This window comes from Xaviernesmea rhizosphaerae (assembly GCF_001938945.1).
GTDB lineage: Bacteria > Pseudomonadota > Alphaproteobacteria > Rhizobiales > Rhizobiaceae > Xaviernesmea > Xaviernesmea rhizosphaerae.
The window spans coordinates 69,289-86,254 of the sequence record NZ_MKIO01000027.1 but is presented as its reverse complement, the minus strand read 5'-3'; the positions used below and the strand labels follow the sequence as shown (position 1 = coordinate 86,254).

The following is a 16,966-nucleotide window of genomic DNA, read 5'->3' as shown; positions in this document are numbered from 1 at the left end:
GTGAGGTAATCAGGCGGCCTTGCTTGCCGCCGAAATCGCGTCGGTGATGTCGCGCCACAGCGCTTCCGTGCCTTCGAGCCCGACGTGAAGGCGCACGGAGCGCGCGTCGATGCCGAAGGTGTGGGCGGAATTGGGCTGCGCCTTCTGCGCCAGCACCACCTCGCCCGGCACGATCAGGCTTTCATGCCCGCCCCAGGACACGCCCAGCTTGAAGAGCGTGAGGTGATCGGCGAAGGCGCGGATATCCACGCCGGGCTTGAAGATGAAGGAGAACAGGCCGGAGGTGCCGGTAAGCCCCGGCGGCAGGCGGTTGGCGAGGCCCGGATGGCAGACGGTCTCCACCACATCCAGCGCCTGCAGCCGGCCGGCAATCTCCAGCGCCGATGCCTGATGCGCCTTCATGCGCAGCGGCAGGGTGCGCAGGCCGCGAATGAGGAGCCAGGCATCGAAGGGCGACATTTTGGCCCCGAGATAGGGATAGGCCTCGGCCCTGAGGCGGTCGATCATTGCCTTGGAGCCGGCCACCACGCCGGAGACGACATCGCTGTGGCCGCCAAGATATTTCGAGGCCGAATGCAGCACGAGATCGACGCCGAGCGCGATCGGATTCTGGAAGATCGGGCTCGCCCAGGAATTGTCGATGACCGAGACGGCACCGTGCTTCCTGGCGATCGCCGCCAGCGCGCCGACATCATGGGCCTCCATGACCCAGCTGGTCGGGCTTTCGAGATAGAGCAGCTTGGCGCCGGCCATGGCCTTGTCCACCGCCGCCTCGTCGCGACCGTCGACATAGGTCACCTCGATCTGCAGGCGCTTCAGCAGCGTGCCGAACAGGCGGAAGGCATCGGGATAGACGTGGCGCACGGCCACGATCCGGTCGCCCGGGGCGACGAAGGAGAGCACGCTGGCCGAGATCGCGGCCATGCCGCTGGCAAAGCCCAGCGCATCCTCGGCGCCTTCCAGCTTCGCCAGCATCTCCTCGAACATGCGCACCGTCGGGTTGAGGCCGCGCGTATAGACCGGGCGGACTTTCTCGCCGCGATAGGTCGCCAGCATCTCTTCATAGCTCGAGAAGGTGAAGAGCGAGGTCTGCACGATCGGCGGCACCACGGCCTCGAAGGCGTGCGGAGCGTCATGCGCGACGATCAGCGAGGCGAGCTCTGAGGGGTCGAAGCCTTCAGTCATTGGGACATGTCCTTGATATCTTCCTCGACGATCGAGAGGATCTTGAGGGTTTCTTCCCGCGCGGCCTCGGCATCGCCTGCTACGATCGCGTTGAACAGCGTGCGGTGGAAGGGGAAGGAGCGGGCCGCGAAATCGGGGCGGTCGAACGGCTTGGACCAGAAGCGCTCGAAGCCCTCGCGCATCTGCTCCAGAAGCTGGCGAAACAGCGGGTTGTGGGTGGAATCATAGATGGAGAGGTGGAAGGCAAGGTCGGCCTTGCCGGAGGTGCCCTCGGCGAGGTGCACCGTCTCCATCTCCACCAGCCGCGCTTCCATGGTGGCGATATCGATCTCCGTGCGGCGGCGGGCGGCGGCCATGGAGGCCTCGATCTCGATGCCGCGGCGCACCTCCAGCGTCATCAGAAGCGCATCGCGCAGGCTCTGCGCGTCGATGGAGATCGGCATGTGCACGGTCGCCGCCGAAATCGGCTTCAAGAGATAGGTGCCGCTGCCCTTGCGGCTTTCGATGACGCCGAGCGCCTGGAACTTGCGCAGGACTTCGCGGATGGTCGAGCGGCCGACATTCAGCGCGACCATCATCTCCCGCTCGGTCGGCAGGCGCGATCCCGGCGCAAGACCGGCGCGCTCCACGAAATCCGACAGCGCCTTTTCCACCTGCACCACCCGGTCGGCCGGGGGAAGCGGCATGATCAACGCATCATTGGCGGATCTGGCCATGGCAGAAGACTCTCTGGAATTGGTCTGACATCTTACCTATGCATTGTTTTTCTCCGAGTTCAAGAGCCGGCTTTGAATGATGCAGGGATCGGGATCGGGCGGCCGCATGCGGGGTCCGCTTCGGTGATGTGGAAGCAAAGAAGATCGCAAAGACGGAGATGCGCGGGATCGCGCACTCACCCGCCGGGCACCTTCTGCCGTTTGCGGGCGAGCCGGCACCGCGCGATCCGCAACGAAAACAAGCACCTGACGAGCCCAGGAGGATCGTCAGATGCTTGCGCAATGTCAGGTGAAGGGCCGAAAGGCGGAGGAAGTCTCGTTCAGGCGGTCGGCACGGTTCCGCCGTCGATCACATGCTCGGTGCCCGTGATCGACGCGGCGCGATCGGAGGCCAGGAAGGCGATCAGATCGGCGACCTCTTCCGGCCGGGCCGGACGCCCCAGCGGTATGCCGCCAAGCGCGTTCATGATCACCTGCACTGCCGCGTCGTAGCTGATGCCGGCTTCCGCGGCGATGCGCAGGGCGAGGCCGTTCTGCCCGGGATCGGCGATCCAGCCGGGCGCCACCCGCACCACCCGGACCCCTTTCGGGGAAACCTCCTTGGAGAGGCTCTTGCTGTAGGTGTTGAGCGCCCCCTTGGCCGAGGCATAGCCGGTCGTCGCTTCCGGCAGCGGCAGGTTCCGCTGGATCGACGTGACGTGAAGGACCACGCCGCGTCCCTGCGCGATCATTCCGGGAAGCAGCGCGCGATCCAGCCGGACCGCGGGAAAGAAATTGAGCGCGAACTCCTTGTCCCATTCCGCATCGGTAAGCGCGGCAAAGCCACCTGACGGGGCAGAAGAGCCGCCGAGCATATTGACGAGGATGTCGAGCCCTCCGAATTCCGCCTGCACCGCCTCCACGACCGCCTGGACGCCGTCCGTCGTCGTCAGATCGGCGGCGACAAAAGCTGCGCCGGAGAGATCGGCGGGCTTTTTGCGCGCCGTGGTCAGCACGCGCGCGCCGAGCTGCCGGAACAGCGCGACCGTGGCAGCGCCCGCACCCGATGTGCCTCCGGTGATCAGGGCGCGGCGGCCCTCAAGGCTGAGAAACGGCGTCACAGGGTGATCTCCAGTTCGGCGATCCTGTCGCCCGAAAGGACGAAGGAGAAGCTGAAATCGAGCGGGCTGCCGGGAAAGGTGCCGGCGACATGGGCCATCACCCGGGTCCTGCCCTCGTCGCTCGCCAGCGAGAAGGGCTCGGCCGTGTAACTGTAGAGCTGGCCGGTCTCGACCCTCCATGCCCGGATCGCCTCGCGTCCGCGATGGATCTTGCGCTCGTCCTTGACGATTCCCGCCTCGGTGAAGACGGCCGCGACAGCGTCCGGACTGCCTTCCCGGTCTGCGGCGAAATAGGCCTCGATGGGTTTGGGTAACTCAATGGTCATGCGGCTCTCCTGTGGGTATCCCGGTCTTTTCGGCTGCGGTTCGGCCCGCATCCGCGATCGACTGGCCCAAAGGTAGATCAGCGCCATTGACGTGATAATCAGGATAAAACAGGATGAGGCGTTACGAAAAGAGGGACAATGGCCCGCGCCGTTCTTGCCGATCTCGATGCCGTTCTCGCCATCGCCCGTCTCGGATCCTTCCGGGCCGCGGCGCTCGATCTCGGCATGTCGACCACGGCGCTCAGCAACGCCATCGGCAAGCTCGAGCAGCGCCTGGGTATCCGCCTGTTCAACCGCACGACCCGAAGCGTTTCGCTGACAGAGGCGGGACGAACCCTGGTCGAGCGGGTCGGGCCAGCGATGACCGATATCCATGATGCGATGCAGGCGGCGCGATCCCTTCAGGAGGTGCCGGCCGGCACCCTGCGCATCAACGCCTTTGCAACGGCCGCCCGGGAAGTCATGGCGCCGCTCATCCTCTCCTTCCTCAGGCGCTATCCGCAGGTGCATATCGATCTCGTCACCGAGGGACGGATTGTCGACATCGTCGCGGCCGGCTTCGACCTCGGCCTGAGGCCTGCCGATCTCGTGCCCGCCGACATGATCGCCGTTCCACTGGGGCTGAGGCGCAGCAATGCGGTGGTCGCCTCGCCGGAGTTCCTGCGAGTCCATGGCGTGCCGGCCGTGCCGGCCGATCTTCACCGCTTTCGCTGCATCCGCGCCCGCCTGCCCAACAATGCGCTGTTTCGCTGGAAATTCGAGAAGGACGGGGAAGCCCTCCAGATCGACGTCCAAGGCGCGATTACGCTGGACGAGTCGAGCCTGGTGCGGATCGCCGCGCAAAGCGGCATCGGCATCGGCTATGTGATGGAGGCGGATGTGCGCGAAGACATCGCGGCCGGACGGCTGGTGCGCGTGCTGGAGGACTGGACGCCCGAGCTGGCGCCGCTGGCGCTCTATTATCCGGGCCGGAAAAACCCGCCGGCCGCCTTCACCGCCTTCCTTCAGGCAGCGCGTGCCTTTGCAAATCCCTGATCGCACGGACAGGAGGGCTTCAACCTAAAAGCGGAAGCGGTTTTCGGTCCGGCGCACAAACGAAAATCCGGCCGGGAGGACGACGCCGTCTCCCGGCCGGGGGTTCGCTCTCGCTGCCGATCAGCTCCAGGCGTGCAGCGGCGGCTTTTCGCCGTTGAGGAAATAATTGCCGAGGATGGCATATTTCCAGCGGACCGGATCGTGCAGCGTGTGGGTGCGGGCATTGCGCCAATGGCGGTCCAGCTGATGCTCGGCGAGCGTCGAGCGGGTGCCGGCCAGTTCAAAGAGCTTGTTGGTGGCGGCAATGGCGATCTCGGTCGAGAGCACCTTGGCCTGCGCCGTGACGATCTGCGCCTCGGCCACCGTCTCGGCATTGGGATCGAGGATCGCGCGGTCGATCGCGTGCCCGGCCTTCTCCAAGAGCGCCTGGGCGGCGTGCAGCCGCAGCGTCAGGTCGCCGATGGCCTGGATCGTGTAAGGGTCCTGCCAGGCGTGCTCCAGGCCGCTGTCCACCCAGGCGCGGCTCTTGCTGCGCACGAAGGCGATGGTCTCGTCGATGGCGGCCTGGGCGATGCCGGTATCGACCGCGACCTGAATGATCTGGAAGATGGCGCCGTCGGCCGTCGGCACCTCATAGCCCTTGTAGCCGGGCACCAGATGCGTCTTTGGCACACGGACATTGTCGAGAATGACGGTGCCCGACAGCGTCGTGCGCTGGCCGAAGGAGGACCAGTCGTCGATCACGGTCAGGCCCGGCGCATCGCGCTCGGCGATCGCGTACCAGGCGCGGCCCTGATCATCGAGCGCGACGATCGGCACGAGATGGGCGAGCAACGCCCCGGAAGAGTAGAATTTCTGCCCCTTGACGATGACATGGTCGCCATCATCGATGAAGCGCGTCTCGAAATCGACCGCGCGCTTGGAGCCGAATTCGGAGAAGGCATTGCCGAAGCGCACGCCCTTCAGCACCTCGCCGAACAACAGCCGCTGCTGGGCCTCGTCGGAAACGGTGCGGATGGCCGCGACCACGCCGAGATGGTTCTGGGCGATCTGGCCGATCGAGCTGTCGGCAGCCGAGACGATCTCGATCACCTTGGCGAGCGTGGCATAGGAGACCTCCGGCCCGCCAAAGGCCTTGGGCACGTTGATCGACCACAGCCCGCTCTGGGAGAAGGCATCGAGTTCCTTGAACGGCCAGATGCGGTCGCGGTCGCGCGCGGCGGCACCGGGGGCGATCTCGCTGGCGAGCTGTCTGGCGACCGCGATCGCCTCGGCATCGTCGCGGATGATATGGGCCGGCGTCACCGGCTTGGGGAAGGCCGGCACGCCGACGGCGGCGTCCTTGGTGTTGACGGTGTTCACGGTCATGGCATCGCTCCTTGGGTGGTTTCGATGGATGGGGTCAATGGGCCGCAAGGCCGGTCGGGGCGGCCTTCTGGCCGAGATAGAAGGCGCGCACATCGCCGCGCGCCTTCAGCTCACGGGCGTCGCCCTCCAGCACGGTCCGCCCGTTTTCCAGGATGACGGCGCGGTCGGCATAGGTGAGCGCGATCGCGGAATTCTGCTCGGCGACGAGGATCGACAGGCCCTCTTGTGTGTTGAGCCGGCGCAGCGCGCGGAAAATGTCCTGCACGACGATGGGGGCGAGCCCCATGGAGGGCTCGTCGAGGATCAGCAGGCGCGGGCGCGCCATTAGCGCCCGGCCGATCGCCGTCATCTGCTGTTCGCCGCCGGAGGTGAGGCCGGACAGCGCCCGCCGCTTGTCCCTGAGGCGCGGAAACCAGCTGTAGACCCGCTCCAGATCCTCGGCGATCTCGGCCCGGCTCGCGCTGCGGCCAAGACCGCCGGAGACGAGGTTTTCCTCCACGGACAGCGATTTGAAGCAATGGCGCCCCTCCAGCACCTGCACCAGGCCCGCGCGCACCAGCGCCGCCGGACTGCGGCTCAGCACCGTCTCGCCCTGGTAGCGCACCGCGCCTTCCGTCACTTGCCCGCGCTCGGCCGGCAGCAGGTTGGAGATGGCCTTGAGCGTCGTGGTCTTGCCGGCGCCGTTTCCGCCGAGAAGCGCGAGGATCTCGCCCTCGGCCAGCGACAGGTCGACGCCGTCGAGCGCGGTGATGGAATGGCCGTAGGTGGCCTTGAGGCCGGTGACCTCGAGAAGCTTGGGTGCTCCGGTCATGCCGACGATCCTTTCTTCCGTAAAACGGCGGGGAATTTAGGCGCCGGCAGGAGAGAAGACCCTGCCGGCTGCCTCTTCACGCGGAACCTCTCCGCGCGGAACAGGGCGTCAGTTGACGGCGCCTTCCGCGTCCGCAGCCGTGCGGATCTTGATGCCCTTCTCGGCGGCATAGGCCTCGGAGGATTTCTCGATGATCGGGCGCAGCAGGGCCCAGTCGGGGGCGATCCAGTCGGAGACGACGTTCCACTTCTTGCCGTCCCATTGCTGGAAGGTCACGTAGCCATTGCCCTCGTGATTGTCCCAGGTGACGTTGATGGAGTGGAACAGGTCCTTGGCGCCCAGCGCCTCGACGCGGGCCGGATCGAGCTGCAGATGCTCGAAGCCCCAGCGCACCTCGTCGCCCGTCAGCGTCCGCTTGCCGAACTTCGCCTGGGCGATGCGGATCGCCTCGACATTCAGGATGCCGTTGACGATGCCGAGATTGTGGTAGACCGAGCCAATGCGCTTCTTGTCTTCCAGATTGCCCTTGCCCTGATCGTAGAGCGTCTTCACGATCTCCTTGACGACGGGATATTCGGCGCCGGAGGCCTGGGTGGTGATGGCGGTATAGCCCTTGGCGGCATCGCCGGCCGGGATCACGTCTTCCTCGGAATTCGACCAGACATTGCCGATGATGTGATCGACGGGGAAGCCGGTCTTGGCCGCCGTCTTCAGCGCCACCGGGTTCATCACGCCCCAGCCGCGCAGCACCACATAGTCGGGCTTGGCGCGGCGGATGGTCAGCCATTGGCTCTGCTGCTCGTTGCCGGGATGCGGCACCTCGATCTGCTGCAGGGTGAAGCCGTATTTCTGCGCGAGCAGCTCGTAGATCGGGATGGTTTCCTTGCCATAGGGCGAGCCGTGATAGAGCACCACGATCTTCTTGCCCTTCAGCTTTTCCAGGCCGCCTTCCTTGGAGGCGATGTAATTCACGATGCCGGAGGTCTCGCTATAGGGGTTGAGCAGCAGCGGAAAGACGTAAGGAAAGACGCGGCCATCGGTGGAATCGGTGCGGCCGTGGTTGATGGTGATCAGCGGCACCTTGTCGGCGGTGATCCGGTCGATCATGGCATAGGCGATGCCGACCGAGAGCGGGTTCCAGGCGGCGATGCCCGGATGGCTCTTCAGCCGCTCATAGGCCTCCACCCCGCGCTCCACCTCATATTGCGTCTCGGCCTCCGACCAGGTCAGCTTCACGCCGTTGACACCGCCGTCGCGGGTGTTGATCAGGTTGAGATAGTCGATGAAGCCGCCGAAGAATCCGGTGCCGCCGGCCGCATAGGGGCCGACGCGGTAGCTCTGCAGCGGAAAGTGCTGCTCGTCGGCGAGCACCTGCGGCGCGGTCACCGCCAGGGCGGAAAGGCTGATGCCGGCGGCCAGCGCGGCGATCTTGATCTTGGACATCAGGCTCATGTCAGGCAAGGCTCCTCTGTTCGGCAGGGCGGTGCGCGCCGCTGCCGTGGGGTGTTAGGGTTTGGATGTCGGTCTGTCGGTGGGGCGGCGCTTTGACGCCCCTCTTTCTCAAGCCCGTCCGAAGACGGCCGCGAAACGGTGCCTGAGCCGGTCCAGAAGGGCCGAGAGACCATCCGGCTCCAGGATCAGGAAGGCGATGATCAGCGCGCCGAGCACGATGCGCTGGGTCATGTCGAGCACGCCGGAATCGAAGATGTCGCCGAAGACAAAGGCGCCGGCCCGCGACAGGACGAGCGGGAAGACCACGATCAGCCCGGCGCCGAGAAAGGCGCCGCGAATGGTGGCAAGGCCGCCGATGATGACGATGAACAGGATCTGGAAGGAGCGGTCGAGATTGAAGCCGGCCGGCTCCACCGTGCGCAGATAGGCGAAGGCCCAGAGCGCGCCGGCGACCCCGATGATGAAGGAGGAGACCGCGAAGGCGAGCAGCTTGGTCTTCAGCACCGGCACGCCGATAATGCGCGCCGCCGTCTCATTGTCCCGCACGGCGATCAGGTTGCTGCCGGTCTGCGAGGTCACCAGGCGATGGGCGAGGAAGGTCAGCACGGTGACAATCGCAAGCGCGAAGAGATAGCGCCCGACCGGCCCCTCAAAGGAGAGGCCCGCGATGGTCAGCGGCGGCGCATCGATCACGCCGGAGGCGGAATTGTTGGAGAACCAGGAGAATTTCGTCAGCACCCATTGAACGAAAAACTGCGCGGCCAGCGTCGACACCGCCAGATAGAAGCCGCGCAGGCGCAGGCTCGGCAGGCCGAAGACGATGCCCACCGCCGCCGCTGAGAGGCCTGCCAGCACCAGGCTGACGATCAGCGGCAGGTCCTCGACCCGCAGGTTGAAATTATAGGCCGCAAACGCGCCGACGGCCATGAAGGCGGCGGAGCCGAGCGAGACCTGGCCCGCATAGCCCGTCAGGATATTGAGCCCGACGCCGGCGAGGCTGAGCGCCAGGAAGGGCAGGAGCAGCGCCTCGAACACATAGGACGAGCCGACGAAGGGCACGACGCCATAGGCGACGACGAGAAGCGCGGCGATCCCCAGCGCCTTCGGTGTCAGGACAAGGCCGGCGGACGACGGAAGAGGAAGCGTGATGATGCTCATGGGTCACACTCTTTCGACGAGCTTCTGGCCGAACAGGCCGGAGGGACGGATGAGGAGGAAGGCGAGCGCCACGACATAGGCGAACCAGCTTTCGATGCCGCCGCCGAAGTAATCGCCGAGATAAACCTCCGCGAGCTTCTCCGATGCGCCGATCAGCAGGCCGCCGAGGATGGCGCCGAGGATGCTGTCGAAACCGCCGAGCACCAGCACGGGCAGCGCTTTCAGCACCACCAGCGACAGCGAGAACTGCACCCCGAGCCGCGCGCCCCAGAGCAGGCCGGCGACGAGCGCGATCAGGCCGGCGGCCGCCCAGACGCTGGCCCAGATCCAGGGCAGCTTCAGCCCCACGGCGAGCGCCGCCAGCTGGTCGTCGGCCACCGCGCGGAAACCGAGCCCGATGCGGGTATAGCGGAAGAAGGCCGAGAGCAGGCCGACCATGGCCGCAGCCGTCAGCGCGGCAAAAACGTCGAACTGGCTGATGAAGACGCCGGCAATGTCATAGGGCACATCCTCGATGCCGAGATCGAGCGCATGGACCTGCGTGCCCCAGAGCAGTTGCGCCGCGCCTTCGATGATGTAGGAGAGGCCGAGCGTGGCCATGAACAGCGTAATCGGCGGCTTGTTGGTCAGCGGACGCAGCACTGTGCGCTCGATGGCGATGCCGATCACCACCATGATGGCGAACGTGACGAGGAAGGCGAGCGCGAAGGGGACGCCGCGCTCGACCAGGCTGACAAAGGTCAGCGCGGCGAAGAGCAGCAGCGCGCCTTGCGAGAAATTGAGCACGCCCGAGGTCTTGTAGATCAGCACGAAGCCGATCGCGACCAGCGAATACATGACGCCGGACAGGAGCCCGCCGACGAGCACCTCGGTGAAGAACAATCCGTCGAAGCCGGCCATCAGATCCCGTCCCCGTTTTCGTTTTCCGGCGCGACGCCGAGATAGGCGTCGATGACCTTCTGGTCGGCGGCGATCTCGGCCGGCGCGCCATCGGCGATCTTGCGGCCGTAATCGAGCACGGCGATGCTGTCGGACAGCGCCATGACGATGCCGATATCATGCTCGATCAGCACCACCGTCAGGCCGAATTCGCGCCGCGCGGCGGCGATGAATTCCGCAAGCTCGTTCTTCTCCGTCACCGTCATGCCGGCCATGGGCTCGTCGAGCAGCAGGAGGCGCGGTTCGGCGGCCAGCGCCCGGGCGAGCTCGATGCGTTTGAGCACGCCATAGGGCAGCGCGCCGGCCAGACGGTCGGCATAGGCGTCGAGATGCAGGAAGGCGATCAGCTGCCGGGCGCGTTCGCGCGCCGCCTCCCGCTCGCGCCGGGCCGCCGGCAGGCCGGCGATCTGCGACAGGAACGAGGTGCGGCTGCGATAGGCGCGGCCGGTGGCGATGTTGTCGATCACGCTCAGCCCCTTGAACAGCGCCAGATTCTGGAACGTCCGGGCAATGCCGAGCGAGGCCAGACGCTCAGTCGGCACCGAGCGCAGGCGCCTGCCATCGATCGCCACCGAGCCACGATCCGGGCGGTAGATCCCGCTGATGACATTGATGAGCGAGCTCTTTCCCGCGCCGTTGGGCCCGATGATCGCCTTGATCTCGCCGGAACGAACCGAAAGATCCACGCCCGACAGCGCGGTGACACCGCCGAAGGACAGGGTGATGTCCTCAAGCGCCAGCACCGGCGCGGGGCCGGTCGCTGCCTGCCGCTCGCGCTGAGCGCTGCGCTCGGCCGACCTGTCGAGCAGATGCTCGACGATCTCGGACGGCAAGGGCAGGCTGCCGAAATGCGAAAAGGCGGGCAGAAATGGGCTCATGTTTCGCTCAACAGTTCTGGTTCGGTTGCTCATGTCCCGCCGCTCGCCTTGCGTGAGGGCGCAGGGGCGAGCGGGCCTCGATCGTTTGCGGCTATGCGGCGCCCCGCAGGCAAGCCGCGCCCGGTCGCGGCATCGGGTGATGCCACGTCGTTCGTCGCCTTTCCTGTCTTTGACTGTGTTGGGGGGTGCCGGTCCTGGGCGCCAGACGTTTGCCAGCGCCCGGAAGGTCCCGGGCCTATTCGGCCGCGATCGCCGCCGTCGCTTCCTGCTGCTCGAGCTCGCGCACCAGCGGAATGACATGCTCGCCGAAATAGGCGACTTCCTCCTGGAAGTGCAGGAAGCCGAGCAGGATCAGGTCGGCGCCCGCGCGCTTCAGCGCGACGATGCGTTCGGCCACCTGGCGCGGCGTGCCGATCAGGTTGGAGCGGAAGCCGTCATTATACTGCACCAGATCCTCGAAGGAGGATTTCGCCCAGTTGCCTTCGCCCTCGGGCGAGGCCTTGCCGGCATTCTTCACCTCATGGCCGAAGGCGTTGACCGCCTCGGGATTGGCCTTCTCGACGATTTCGTTCAGAACGGCGCGGGCCTCTTCCTCGGTCTCGCGCACGATCGCGAAGGCATTGACGCCGATCTTGACGGCGTGGCCGTTTTCCTTCGCCTTTTCCCTGATATCGTCCACCTGCTTGGCCAGACCCTCCGGCGTGTTGCCATTGGTGAAGTACCAGTCGGAGACGCGGACCGCCATGTCACGCGCGGCGCGCGAGGAGCCGCCCTGGAAGATTTCCGGCTGCGGATCGATCGGCTTCGGCTTCAGCGAATAATTGTCGAAGCGGTAGAAATCACCGCGGAAGGTGAAGTTGTCTTGTGTCCAGATCCCGCGCAGCGCCCGGATGAATTCCTCGGAGCGGCGGTAGCGCTCGTCATGGTCGAGCCAGTGCTCGCCGATGGCCTTGAACTCGCCGCGGAACCAGCCGCTGACCACGTTGACGGCGATACGGCCATTGGTCAGATGGTTGATGGTGGCGATCTGCTTGGCGGCCAGCGTCGGGTTCCAGGGGCCCGGCAGGATGGCGGCAATCACCGTCAGCTTCGTCGTTGCCGCCGCCAGCGCATGGCTGAAGGAGACCGACTCGTGCTGATACTCCGCGCCATAGCCGGCGGTGAAACGGATCTGGCTCAGCGCATAGTCGAAGCCCGCCTTTTCGGCGATCCGGGCCAGCTCCCTGTTATAGTCGATGGTCCAGGAGGTACGCTGCTCGATGTTCGAGATCACCAGGCCGCCGGAAACATTCGGCACCCAGTAAGCGAATTTCAGCGCGTCTCGATTGCTCCAGGTCATGTCAGATTCTCCCTTGGATAAAGAATGGGCGGGCTGCGCGGGCGGCCGGCCTATGGATGCACCAGATCTCTGCTGTCCTTCTGGACCGTCCCGAAAGGCCGGACCGGCTTCCCGTCGGGCTGCGCGGCCGGACCCAGCCGCCCGGCGAGCGCCTGCACCTCTTCCGCGACGCGCTCGACACGGGCGGCGACGGCGTCATTGACGAGGCGGTGATCGACGAAATCGGCGACCGTCGCATAGATCGAGGTTGGGACGACGATGGTGTTGAAGAAGGCGAAGAGCGGGCGCAGCTGATGGTCGATCATCAGCCCGTGCAGCGGCGTGCCGCCGGTGGCGGCTAGCACCACGATCTTGCCGGAAAACAGCCGGTAATCCACCAGATCGAACAGATGCTTGAGCGCTCCGGTGTAGGACGCGCGGTAGACCGGCGACGCCACGATCAGGACGTCCGCCGTCTCGACCTTGTCGATGATCGCCCGACCCTCGGCATCCAGCCCGTCGCTTTTCAGCGCCCGAAACAGCACGGGGGCCGCATCAGCCAGATCCACCCGATCGACCGGGGCGGACAGACGCCGGCTGACGGCATCCGCCAGGATGGTGACCACATCCCCCGTGCGCGATGGCTTGCTTGTGCTGCCGTTGATGGCGACAATGTTCATGAGCGTCTCCTGTTGTGACAATTATCTATAGATTTTGTGGTAAAACAAATTCGGCCGTTCTAAATCGACGGCGCGGCCCGCGTTTATTTTTCGCGACGCGGCGTCCGCGTGAAAAATGCAGGCTGCCGATGGCGATCGGGCGTCATGGCGCGTGGGCATGGCGCGGCGGGACGGGGCTCTGGGGGGGGGGGGGGCTTTGGAGGCTGCGGCGGCGGTCACCGGCTCGCCCCAGCAGAGGGCCTGCGCCAACGGCAGGCGGCCGCAGGGTCACGGCGGTGCTCCAGGTCAGTTTGGCTGTCGGGAGAGGCGCAACAAGTGGCCGTAGCGGCCATGCAAAGCCACTGGCGTCAGGTCGGGCCGAAAGAAGGACGCATCGGTTCCGGCGCTTCGCCCGGTGCGATCAGGCCGGCATTCTCCGGCGCTGGGGCACAATCCATGCGGACGCTTGCCAGCAGATGCGGTGGCCGAAACGGCCTTCGACGATCCGCAGGTTCAGCGGATCGTCGATAAGCGGCACCTAGGGCCACCTGCGACCGGAGGAATCGCGCGGGCGCAAGCCTGACCGCGCCGAGCCTCGGACCAAAAAGTGGGAACCGCTTTTCGGAGAACGCCGATGCAAAAACGAGATGCTCTCGGATGTGCGCGGCGATCCGGTTGAGGTCGGAGGCTCACGCCCCCGCCCCTGCCCGGCGGGCCTTCAGCGAAAGCTCGACCTTGATGGTCGGCGCCAGCCATTCGCCCTTGGCGTCCTGCTGCTGGCCGAGCTGGAAGGTGGCGCGGTCGAGCTCGGCCGTGCCGGTGACGGTGGCGGTGCCGTCGGGGGCCTGCTCGAAGGTAAAGGGCAGCGCGATCGGAGCGGTGACAGATTTCAGCGTCAGCGTGCCCTTGGCGAGATAGCCCGTCTCCGTCTTCGCGAAGCTTGTGAGCTCGACACGCGCCTTCGGGAAGGCGGCCGTGTCGAAGCCATCGGCCCCGGCGAGGTTGGAGCGGATAAACGCGTCGTCGATGGTGATCGAGGCCGTGTCCACGGTCACCTCGGCGCGAGCCTGGGCAAGCTGGGCGGGATCGAAATTGACGGCGGCGTCCCAATTGCCGACCGTGCCGGTGACGGTCTTGCCGGAGAAGGTGACGGAATAGCCGAGCTTGGAGGCGGCCTTGTCGATGGCCCAGCCGGCAGCGGAGGGCGCGGCGGCTGCCGCAGGGGCTTGGGCCGGGGCCTGCGCAAGCTGGGCGGCAGGCGCGGGGGCAGCGCCCGAGCGGCCGATGGCGACGCCGCCGCTGAGGAATGCCACGGCGGCAGCGGCGGCGACCGGCAGGGCGATCAGCGCGGCCTGCTGGCGGTGCAGCCCGCCAATCGGCAGCATGCGCGAGAAGGAGGGCGCGCGGTCGATGATCGAATGCTTGAGCGCGCCGGCGACATGCAGGCCGATCAGCACCACGAAGGAATAGGCCAGCACCGCATGCGCGGTCTCGATGACTTCATGGCCCTGATGGTTCAGCAGGAAGGCCGGCAGCGGCAGGTTGGGCCAGGGCAGCGCGTCCGACAGCATCAGCAGCGTCGGGATCTTGGTGGTGGACCCCGAGACGAGAATCCAGCCGGAAAGCGGCACAGCGATCATCAGCGCATAGAACAGCCCGTGCACAAGGCCGGCCAGCGCGGCTTCGGCGCGCGGCATCGGCCCATGGGCCGGCGGCGGATTGAACAGGCGCCAGGCAATGCGCGCCAGCGTCAGCGCGAGGATGGTGATGCCCACCGTCTTGTGCCACTGGATCAGGCTGAAGCGCATGTCGCGCGGGAAAATCTGGAGCTGGCTCATCGAAAAGCCGACGGCCAGCTGGAAGAAGATGGCGAGCGCAATGGCCCAATGCAGGATCATCGCCCCGGCATTGTAGCCTTCGATCCGGCCGCTCGTCGGATGGGAAGAACGCATCGGTCTCTCCTGGAGCTTGTCCGGCCGCGCGAGGCATCGGGCGGGGCAGCGGACGGTTCGTGAAAGGATGGGGATGGAGGCCGCGCAGGCCCGTCAGACAGGCCGCGCGTCGGCGCGGCGGAGGGCAGATGCCCCGGCCTGTCTCACGACCGGGGCATCTGTCATTTCAGGCTTACTGAGCGACGAATTCCGATTCGATCGTCAGCTTGACGTCGTCGCCGACCGGGCCGACCAGCGTGGTGACGCCGAAGTCGGAGCGCTTGATCGTGCCGGTGGCGGAGAAGCCGACGGTGGGCTTCTTGCTCATCGGATGCGGGTTCAGCGCGGCGTTCAGCTTCACGTCGAGCGTGACGGGCTTGGTCACGCCGTGGAAGGTCAGGTCGCCGGTCACCGTGCCGGTGTCCTTGCCCGTCGTCTTGATCTCCTTGGAAACGAAGGTGATCTTGTCGAACTTGGCGGCGTCGAAGAACATCTCGCTGGCGATTTCGGCGTTGAAATCCTTGCCGGCGGCGCCGTCATTGGTGTCGACCGACTTGGGATCGACGGTCACTTCCAGCTTGGACTTGGCCGGGTCCTTCGGGTCCAGCTGCAGCTTGGCGTCGATGCTGTCGAAGCGGCCGATATAGTGAGACAGGCCGAAGTGGCTGACGCTCCACAGGAGGTTGGTGTGGGCCTTGTCGGCGACATAGGTGCCGGCCGGAACGTCGATCGTCTGCGCGCTGGCGGCAGAAGCCGTGAGAACGAGCAGGGCGGCGGCGAAGGCGGTTTTCAGGCGCATGAGGTCTTTCTCCGTTAGGGATAACTGTCCCGACGAAGGCCTACGCCATTTTGTCGCAGCGCAAAACCGGCCGCAGCGCAACGCACTGTTCACTCCATGAAGACGATGACCGGAATAAGGTCATCTATATCACGACAGTCTCACGCCTTCGTGTAGAGCGGCAGAAGCCCGGTTTCAGGCCGGAAACCGGGTTTTCGGCGGCGATAAGCCAAGCGGAGGCAGGCGGATCGCAGCCTTCCCGACAGGATGCGCGCAGGGTGCCGGCATGCGCAGAGCGACAGGACCTCACAAATCTTTGAACGCCGCCCGCCTGAAACGCGATGGACGGCGCTTACCCAGGCTGGCCGCGCGCTGCCCTCCGCCCCATGCGCGCGGCAAGGAAATCGATCAGCACCCGCAGCCGCGCCGGCATGGAGGGACCGCCGAGGAAAACGGCCTGGATCGGCTCGCGGTCGCCGGGGTTGAACGCCTCCAGGAGCGGCACGAGCCGGCCGGCGGCCAGGTCTTCCTCGATGTGGAAGTTGCCGACCCGGGTGATGCCGACGCCCTGAAGCGCCAGCTGCACCAGGGTCTCGCCATTGTTCGCCAGAATATTGCCGCTCACGCTCAGCAGCCGTTCTCGACCTTCCTCGCGAAAGGGCCAGCCAGGCTCGGCGCGGCGGAAACTGAAATCGAGGCAATTGTGCCGCGCGAGATCGGCCGGCACCTCCGGCCGCCCATGCCGGGCGAGATAGGCGGGAGAAGCCACCACGGTGCGGCCCGTCTCGTCCAGCCGCCGCACCGTCAGCGGGCCATCCGGCAGCGGGCCGAAGCGGATGGCGAGATCCGCCTGCCCGCCGATAATATCGGCCACCTGGTCGCTGAGGTCGATTTCCACGGTGATGCCGGGGTGCTGTTCGGCAAATTCGCCGAGCAGCGGCACCACCACCAGCCGTCCATGGGCGGATGCGGCGCTGACCCGCACGCGGCCGCGCGGCGCGGCCTGATCGGCAATCGTGCTCTCGGTCTCCTCGAGGTCGGCGAGGATGCGCCGCGCCGCCTGGGCATAGGCCTCGCCCTCCGCAGTGGGAGTGAGCCGGCGGGTGGTGCGCAGCAGGAGCCTGACGCCGAGCCGCGCCTCCAGCCGCGCCACAATGCGGCTGACGGCCGACGGCGTCAGCGACAGCGCACGCGCGGCGGCCGAGAGATTGCCCGTCTTGATGACTGTCAGGAAGACATGCATGTCGCCTGCCCGGTCGATCCTGTCCCGCTGCATTTATGATCTCCACGCACAGATGCTGGTCCGATTATC

16 protein-coding genes are annotated in these 16,966 nt (G+C 66.1%); 1 reads left to right on the top strand and 15 read right to left on the bottom strand.

Translation table 11 applies throughout. The annotated features are described in order from the left end of the window. Positions 1-9: 9 nt before the first annotated feature. The 4 genes from BJF92_RS10045 to BJF92_RS10030 all read right to left on the bottom strand — a co-directional run bounded on the left by BJF92_RS10045 (position 10) and on the right by BJF92_RS10030 (position 3,327). Positions 10-1,185 carry a PLP-dependent transferase gene (locus BJF92_RS10045; RefSeq protein WP_075634621.1) on the bottom strand — a complete coding sequence of 392 codons (1,176 nt, stop codon included), beginning with the start codon at positions 1,183-1,185 and terminating at the stop codon, positions 10-12. Further along, positions 1,182-1,901 (bottom strand): FadR/GntR family transcriptional regulator, encoded by a 720-nt coding sequence (locus tag BJF92_RS10040; RefSeq protein ID WP_075634620.1) that lies wholly within the window; start codon positions 1,899-1,901, stop codon positions 1,182-1,184. Before BJF92_RS10040 ends, BJF92_RS10045 begins: the two co-directional genes overlap by 4 nt. 320 nt (positions 1,902-2,221) lie before the next feature. Beyond that, positions 2,222-3,001: an SDR family oxidoreductase gene (locus BJF92_RS10035; protein ID WP_075634619.1), complete on the bottom strand. Its 780-nt coding sequence runs from the start codon at positions 2,999-3,001 to the stop codon at positions 2,222-2,224. After that, positions 2,998-3,327 (bottom strand): nuclear transport factor 2-like protein, encoded by a 330-nt coding sequence (locus tag BJF92_RS10030; protein WP_075634618.1) that lies wholly within the window; start codon positions 3,325-3,327, stop codon positions 2,998-3,000. The genes BJF92_RS10035 and BJF92_RS10030 overlap by 4 nt, the downstream gene beginning before the upstream one ends. 138 nt (positions 3,328-3,465) lie before the next feature. Here BJF92_RS10030 and BJF92_RS10025 point away from each other — a divergent pair, with 138 nt between their 5' ends. After that, positions 3,466-4,362, top strand: a complete 897-nt coding sequence (locus BJF92_RS10025; protein ID WP_075634617.1) for a LysR family transcriptional regulator — start codon at positions 3,466-3,468, stop codon at positions 4,360-4,362. 120 nt (positions 4,363-4,482) lie between these two features. Here BJF92_RS10025 and BJF92_RS10020 read toward each other — a convergent pair whose 3' ends face one another. From BJF92_RS10020 to BJF92_RS09970, 11 genes are all read right to left on the bottom strand, one after another. After that, positions 4,483-5,730, bottom strand: coding sequence for an SfnB family sulfur acquisition oxidoreductase (locus BJF92_RS10020; RefSeq protein ID WP_075634616.1), 1,248 nt, complete (start codon positions 5,728-5,730; stop codon positions 4,483-4,485). Between the two features lie 34 nt (positions 5,731-5,764). Further along, positions 5,765-6,541, bottom strand: a complete 777-nt coding sequence (locus BJF92_RS10015) for an ABC transporter ATP-binding protein (RefSeq protein ID WP_075634615.1) — start codon at positions 6,539-6,541, stop codon at positions 5,765-5,767. Between the two features lie 108 nt (positions 6,542-6,649). Next, positions 6,650-7,993: an ABC transporter substrate-binding protein gene (locus tag BJF92_RS10010; RefSeq protein ID WP_075634614.1), complete on the bottom strand. Its 1,344-nt coding sequence runs from the start codon at positions 7,991-7,993 to the stop codon at positions 6,650-6,652. A gap of 108 nt (positions 7,994-8,101) precedes the next feature. Further along, entirely contained in the window at positions 8,102-9,151 is a 1,050-nt protein-coding gene (locus tag BJF92_RS10005; protein ID WP_075634613.1) for a branched-chain amino acid ABC transporter permease, read from the bottom strand. 3 nt (positions 9,152-9,154) lie between these two features. Continuing rightward, the gene (locus tag BJF92_RS10000) at positions 9,155-10,051 is read right to left on the bottom strand and encodes a branched-chain amino acid ABC transporter permease (protein WP_075634612.1); all 897 of its coding nucleotides are present in this window, start codon (positions 10,049-10,051) and stop codon (positions 9,155-9,157) included. Then, entirely contained in the window at positions 10,051-10,968 is a 918-nt protein-coding gene (locus tag BJF92_RS09995; RefSeq protein ID WP_075634611.1) for an ABC transporter ATP-binding protein, read from the bottom strand. Before BJF92_RS09995 ends, BJF92_RS10000 begins: the two co-directional genes overlap by 1 nt. 235 nt (positions 10,969-11,203) lie before the next feature. After that, the gene (gene sfnG, locus BJF92_RS09990) at positions 11,204-12,307 is read right to left on the bottom strand and encodes a dimethylsulfone monooxygenase SfnG (RefSeq protein ID WP_075634610.1); all 1,104 of its coding nucleotides are present in this window, start codon (positions 12,305-12,307) and stop codon (positions 11,204-11,206) included. A gap of 50 nt (positions 12,308-12,357) precedes the next feature. Then, positions 12,358-12,966, bottom strand: a complete 609-nt coding sequence (locus BJF92_RS09985) for an NAD(P)H-dependent oxidoreductase (protein WP_075634609.1) — start codon at positions 12,964-12,966, stop codon at positions 12,358-12,360. 668 nt (positions 12,967-13,634) lie between these two features. Continuing rightward, positions 13,635-14,897 (bottom strand): cytochrome b/b6 domain-containing protein, encoded by a 1,263-nt coding sequence (locus tag BJF92_RS09980; RefSeq protein ID WP_075634608.1) that lies wholly within the window; start codon positions 14,895-14,897, stop codon positions 13,635-13,637. A gap of 172 nt (positions 14,898-15,069) precedes the next feature. Next, positions 15,070-15,675 carry a YceI family protein gene (locus tag BJF92_RS09975; RefSeq protein WP_075634607.1) on the bottom strand — a complete coding sequence of 202 codons (606 nt, stop codon included), beginning with the start codon at positions 15,673-15,675 and terminating at the stop codon, positions 15,070-15,072. A gap of 331 nt (positions 15,676-16,006) precedes the next feature. Further along, positions 16,007-16,930: a LysR family transcriptional regulator gene (locus tag BJF92_RS09970; protein ID WP_075634606.1), complete on the bottom strand. Its 924-nt coding sequence runs from the start codon at positions 16,928-16,930 to the stop codon at positions 16,007-16,009. Positions 16,931-16,966 lie beyond the last annotated feature (36 nt).

Excerpts from the sequence above, each read along its gene's own strand:
- BJF92_RS09995 (WP_075634611.1), bottom strand. The coding sequence starts at position 10,968 with ATGAGCCCATTTCTGCCCGCCTTTTCGCATTTCGGCAGCCTGCCCTTG.
- BJF92_RS10030 (WP_075634618.1), bottom strand. The coding sequence starts at position 3,327 with ATGACCATTGAGTTACCCAAACCCATCGAGGCCTATTTCGCCGCAGAC.
- BJF92_RS09975 (WP_075634607.1), bottom strand. The coding sequence starts at position 15,675 with ATGCGCCTGAAAACCGCCTTCGCCGCCGCCCTGCTCGTTCTCACGGCT.
- BJF92_RS10040 (WP_075634620.1), bottom strand. The coding sequence starts at position 1,901 with ATGGCCAGATCCGCCAATGATGCGTTGATCATGCCGCTTCCCCCGGCC.
- sfnG (WP_075634610.1), bottom strand. The coding sequence starts at position 12,307 with ATGACCTGGAGCAATCGAGACGCGCTGAAATTCGCTTACTGGGTGCCG.
- BJF92_RS09970 (WP_075634606.1), bottom strand. The coding sequence starts at position 16,930 with ATGCAGCGGGACAGGATCGACCGGGCAGGCGACATGCATGTCTTCCTG.
- BJF92_RS09980 (WP_075634608.1), bottom strand. The coding sequence starts at position 14,897 with ATGCGTTCTTCCCATCCGACGAGCGGCCGGATCGAAGGCTACAATGCC.
- BJF92_RS10010 (WP_075634614.1), bottom strand. The coding sequence starts at position 7,993 with ATGAGCCTGATGTCCAAGATCAAGATCGCCGCGCTGGCCGCCGGCATC.
- BJF92_RS10000 (WP_075634612.1), bottom strand. The coding sequence starts at position 10,051 with ATGGCCGGCTTCGACGGATTGTTCTTCACCGAGGTGCTCGTCGGCGGG.
- BJF92_RS09985 (WP_075634609.1), bottom strand. The coding sequence starts at position 12,966 with ATGAACATTGTCGCCATCAACGGCAGCACAAGCAAGCCATCGCGCACG.
- BJF92_RS10020 (WP_075634616.1), bottom strand. The coding sequence starts at position 5,730 with ATGACCGTGAACACCGTCAACACCAAGGACGCCGCCGTCGGCGTGCCG.
- BJF92_RS10015 (WP_075634615.1), bottom strand. The coding sequence starts at position 6,541 with ATGACCGGAGCACCCAAGCTTCTCGAGGTCACCGGCCTCAAGGCCACC.
- BJF92_RS10005 (WP_075634613.1), bottom strand. The coding sequence starts at position 9,151 with ATGAGCATCATCACGCTTCCTCTTCCGTCGTCCGCCGGCCTTGTCCTG.
- BJF92_RS10025 (WP_075634617.1), top strand. The coding sequence starts at position 3,466 with ATGGCCCGCGCCGTTCTTGCCGATCTCGATGCCGTTCTCGCCATCGCC.
- BJF92_RS10045 (WP_075634621.1), bottom strand. The coding sequence starts at position 1,185 with ATGACTGAAGGCTTCGACCCCTCAGAGCTCGCCTCGCTGATCGTCGCG.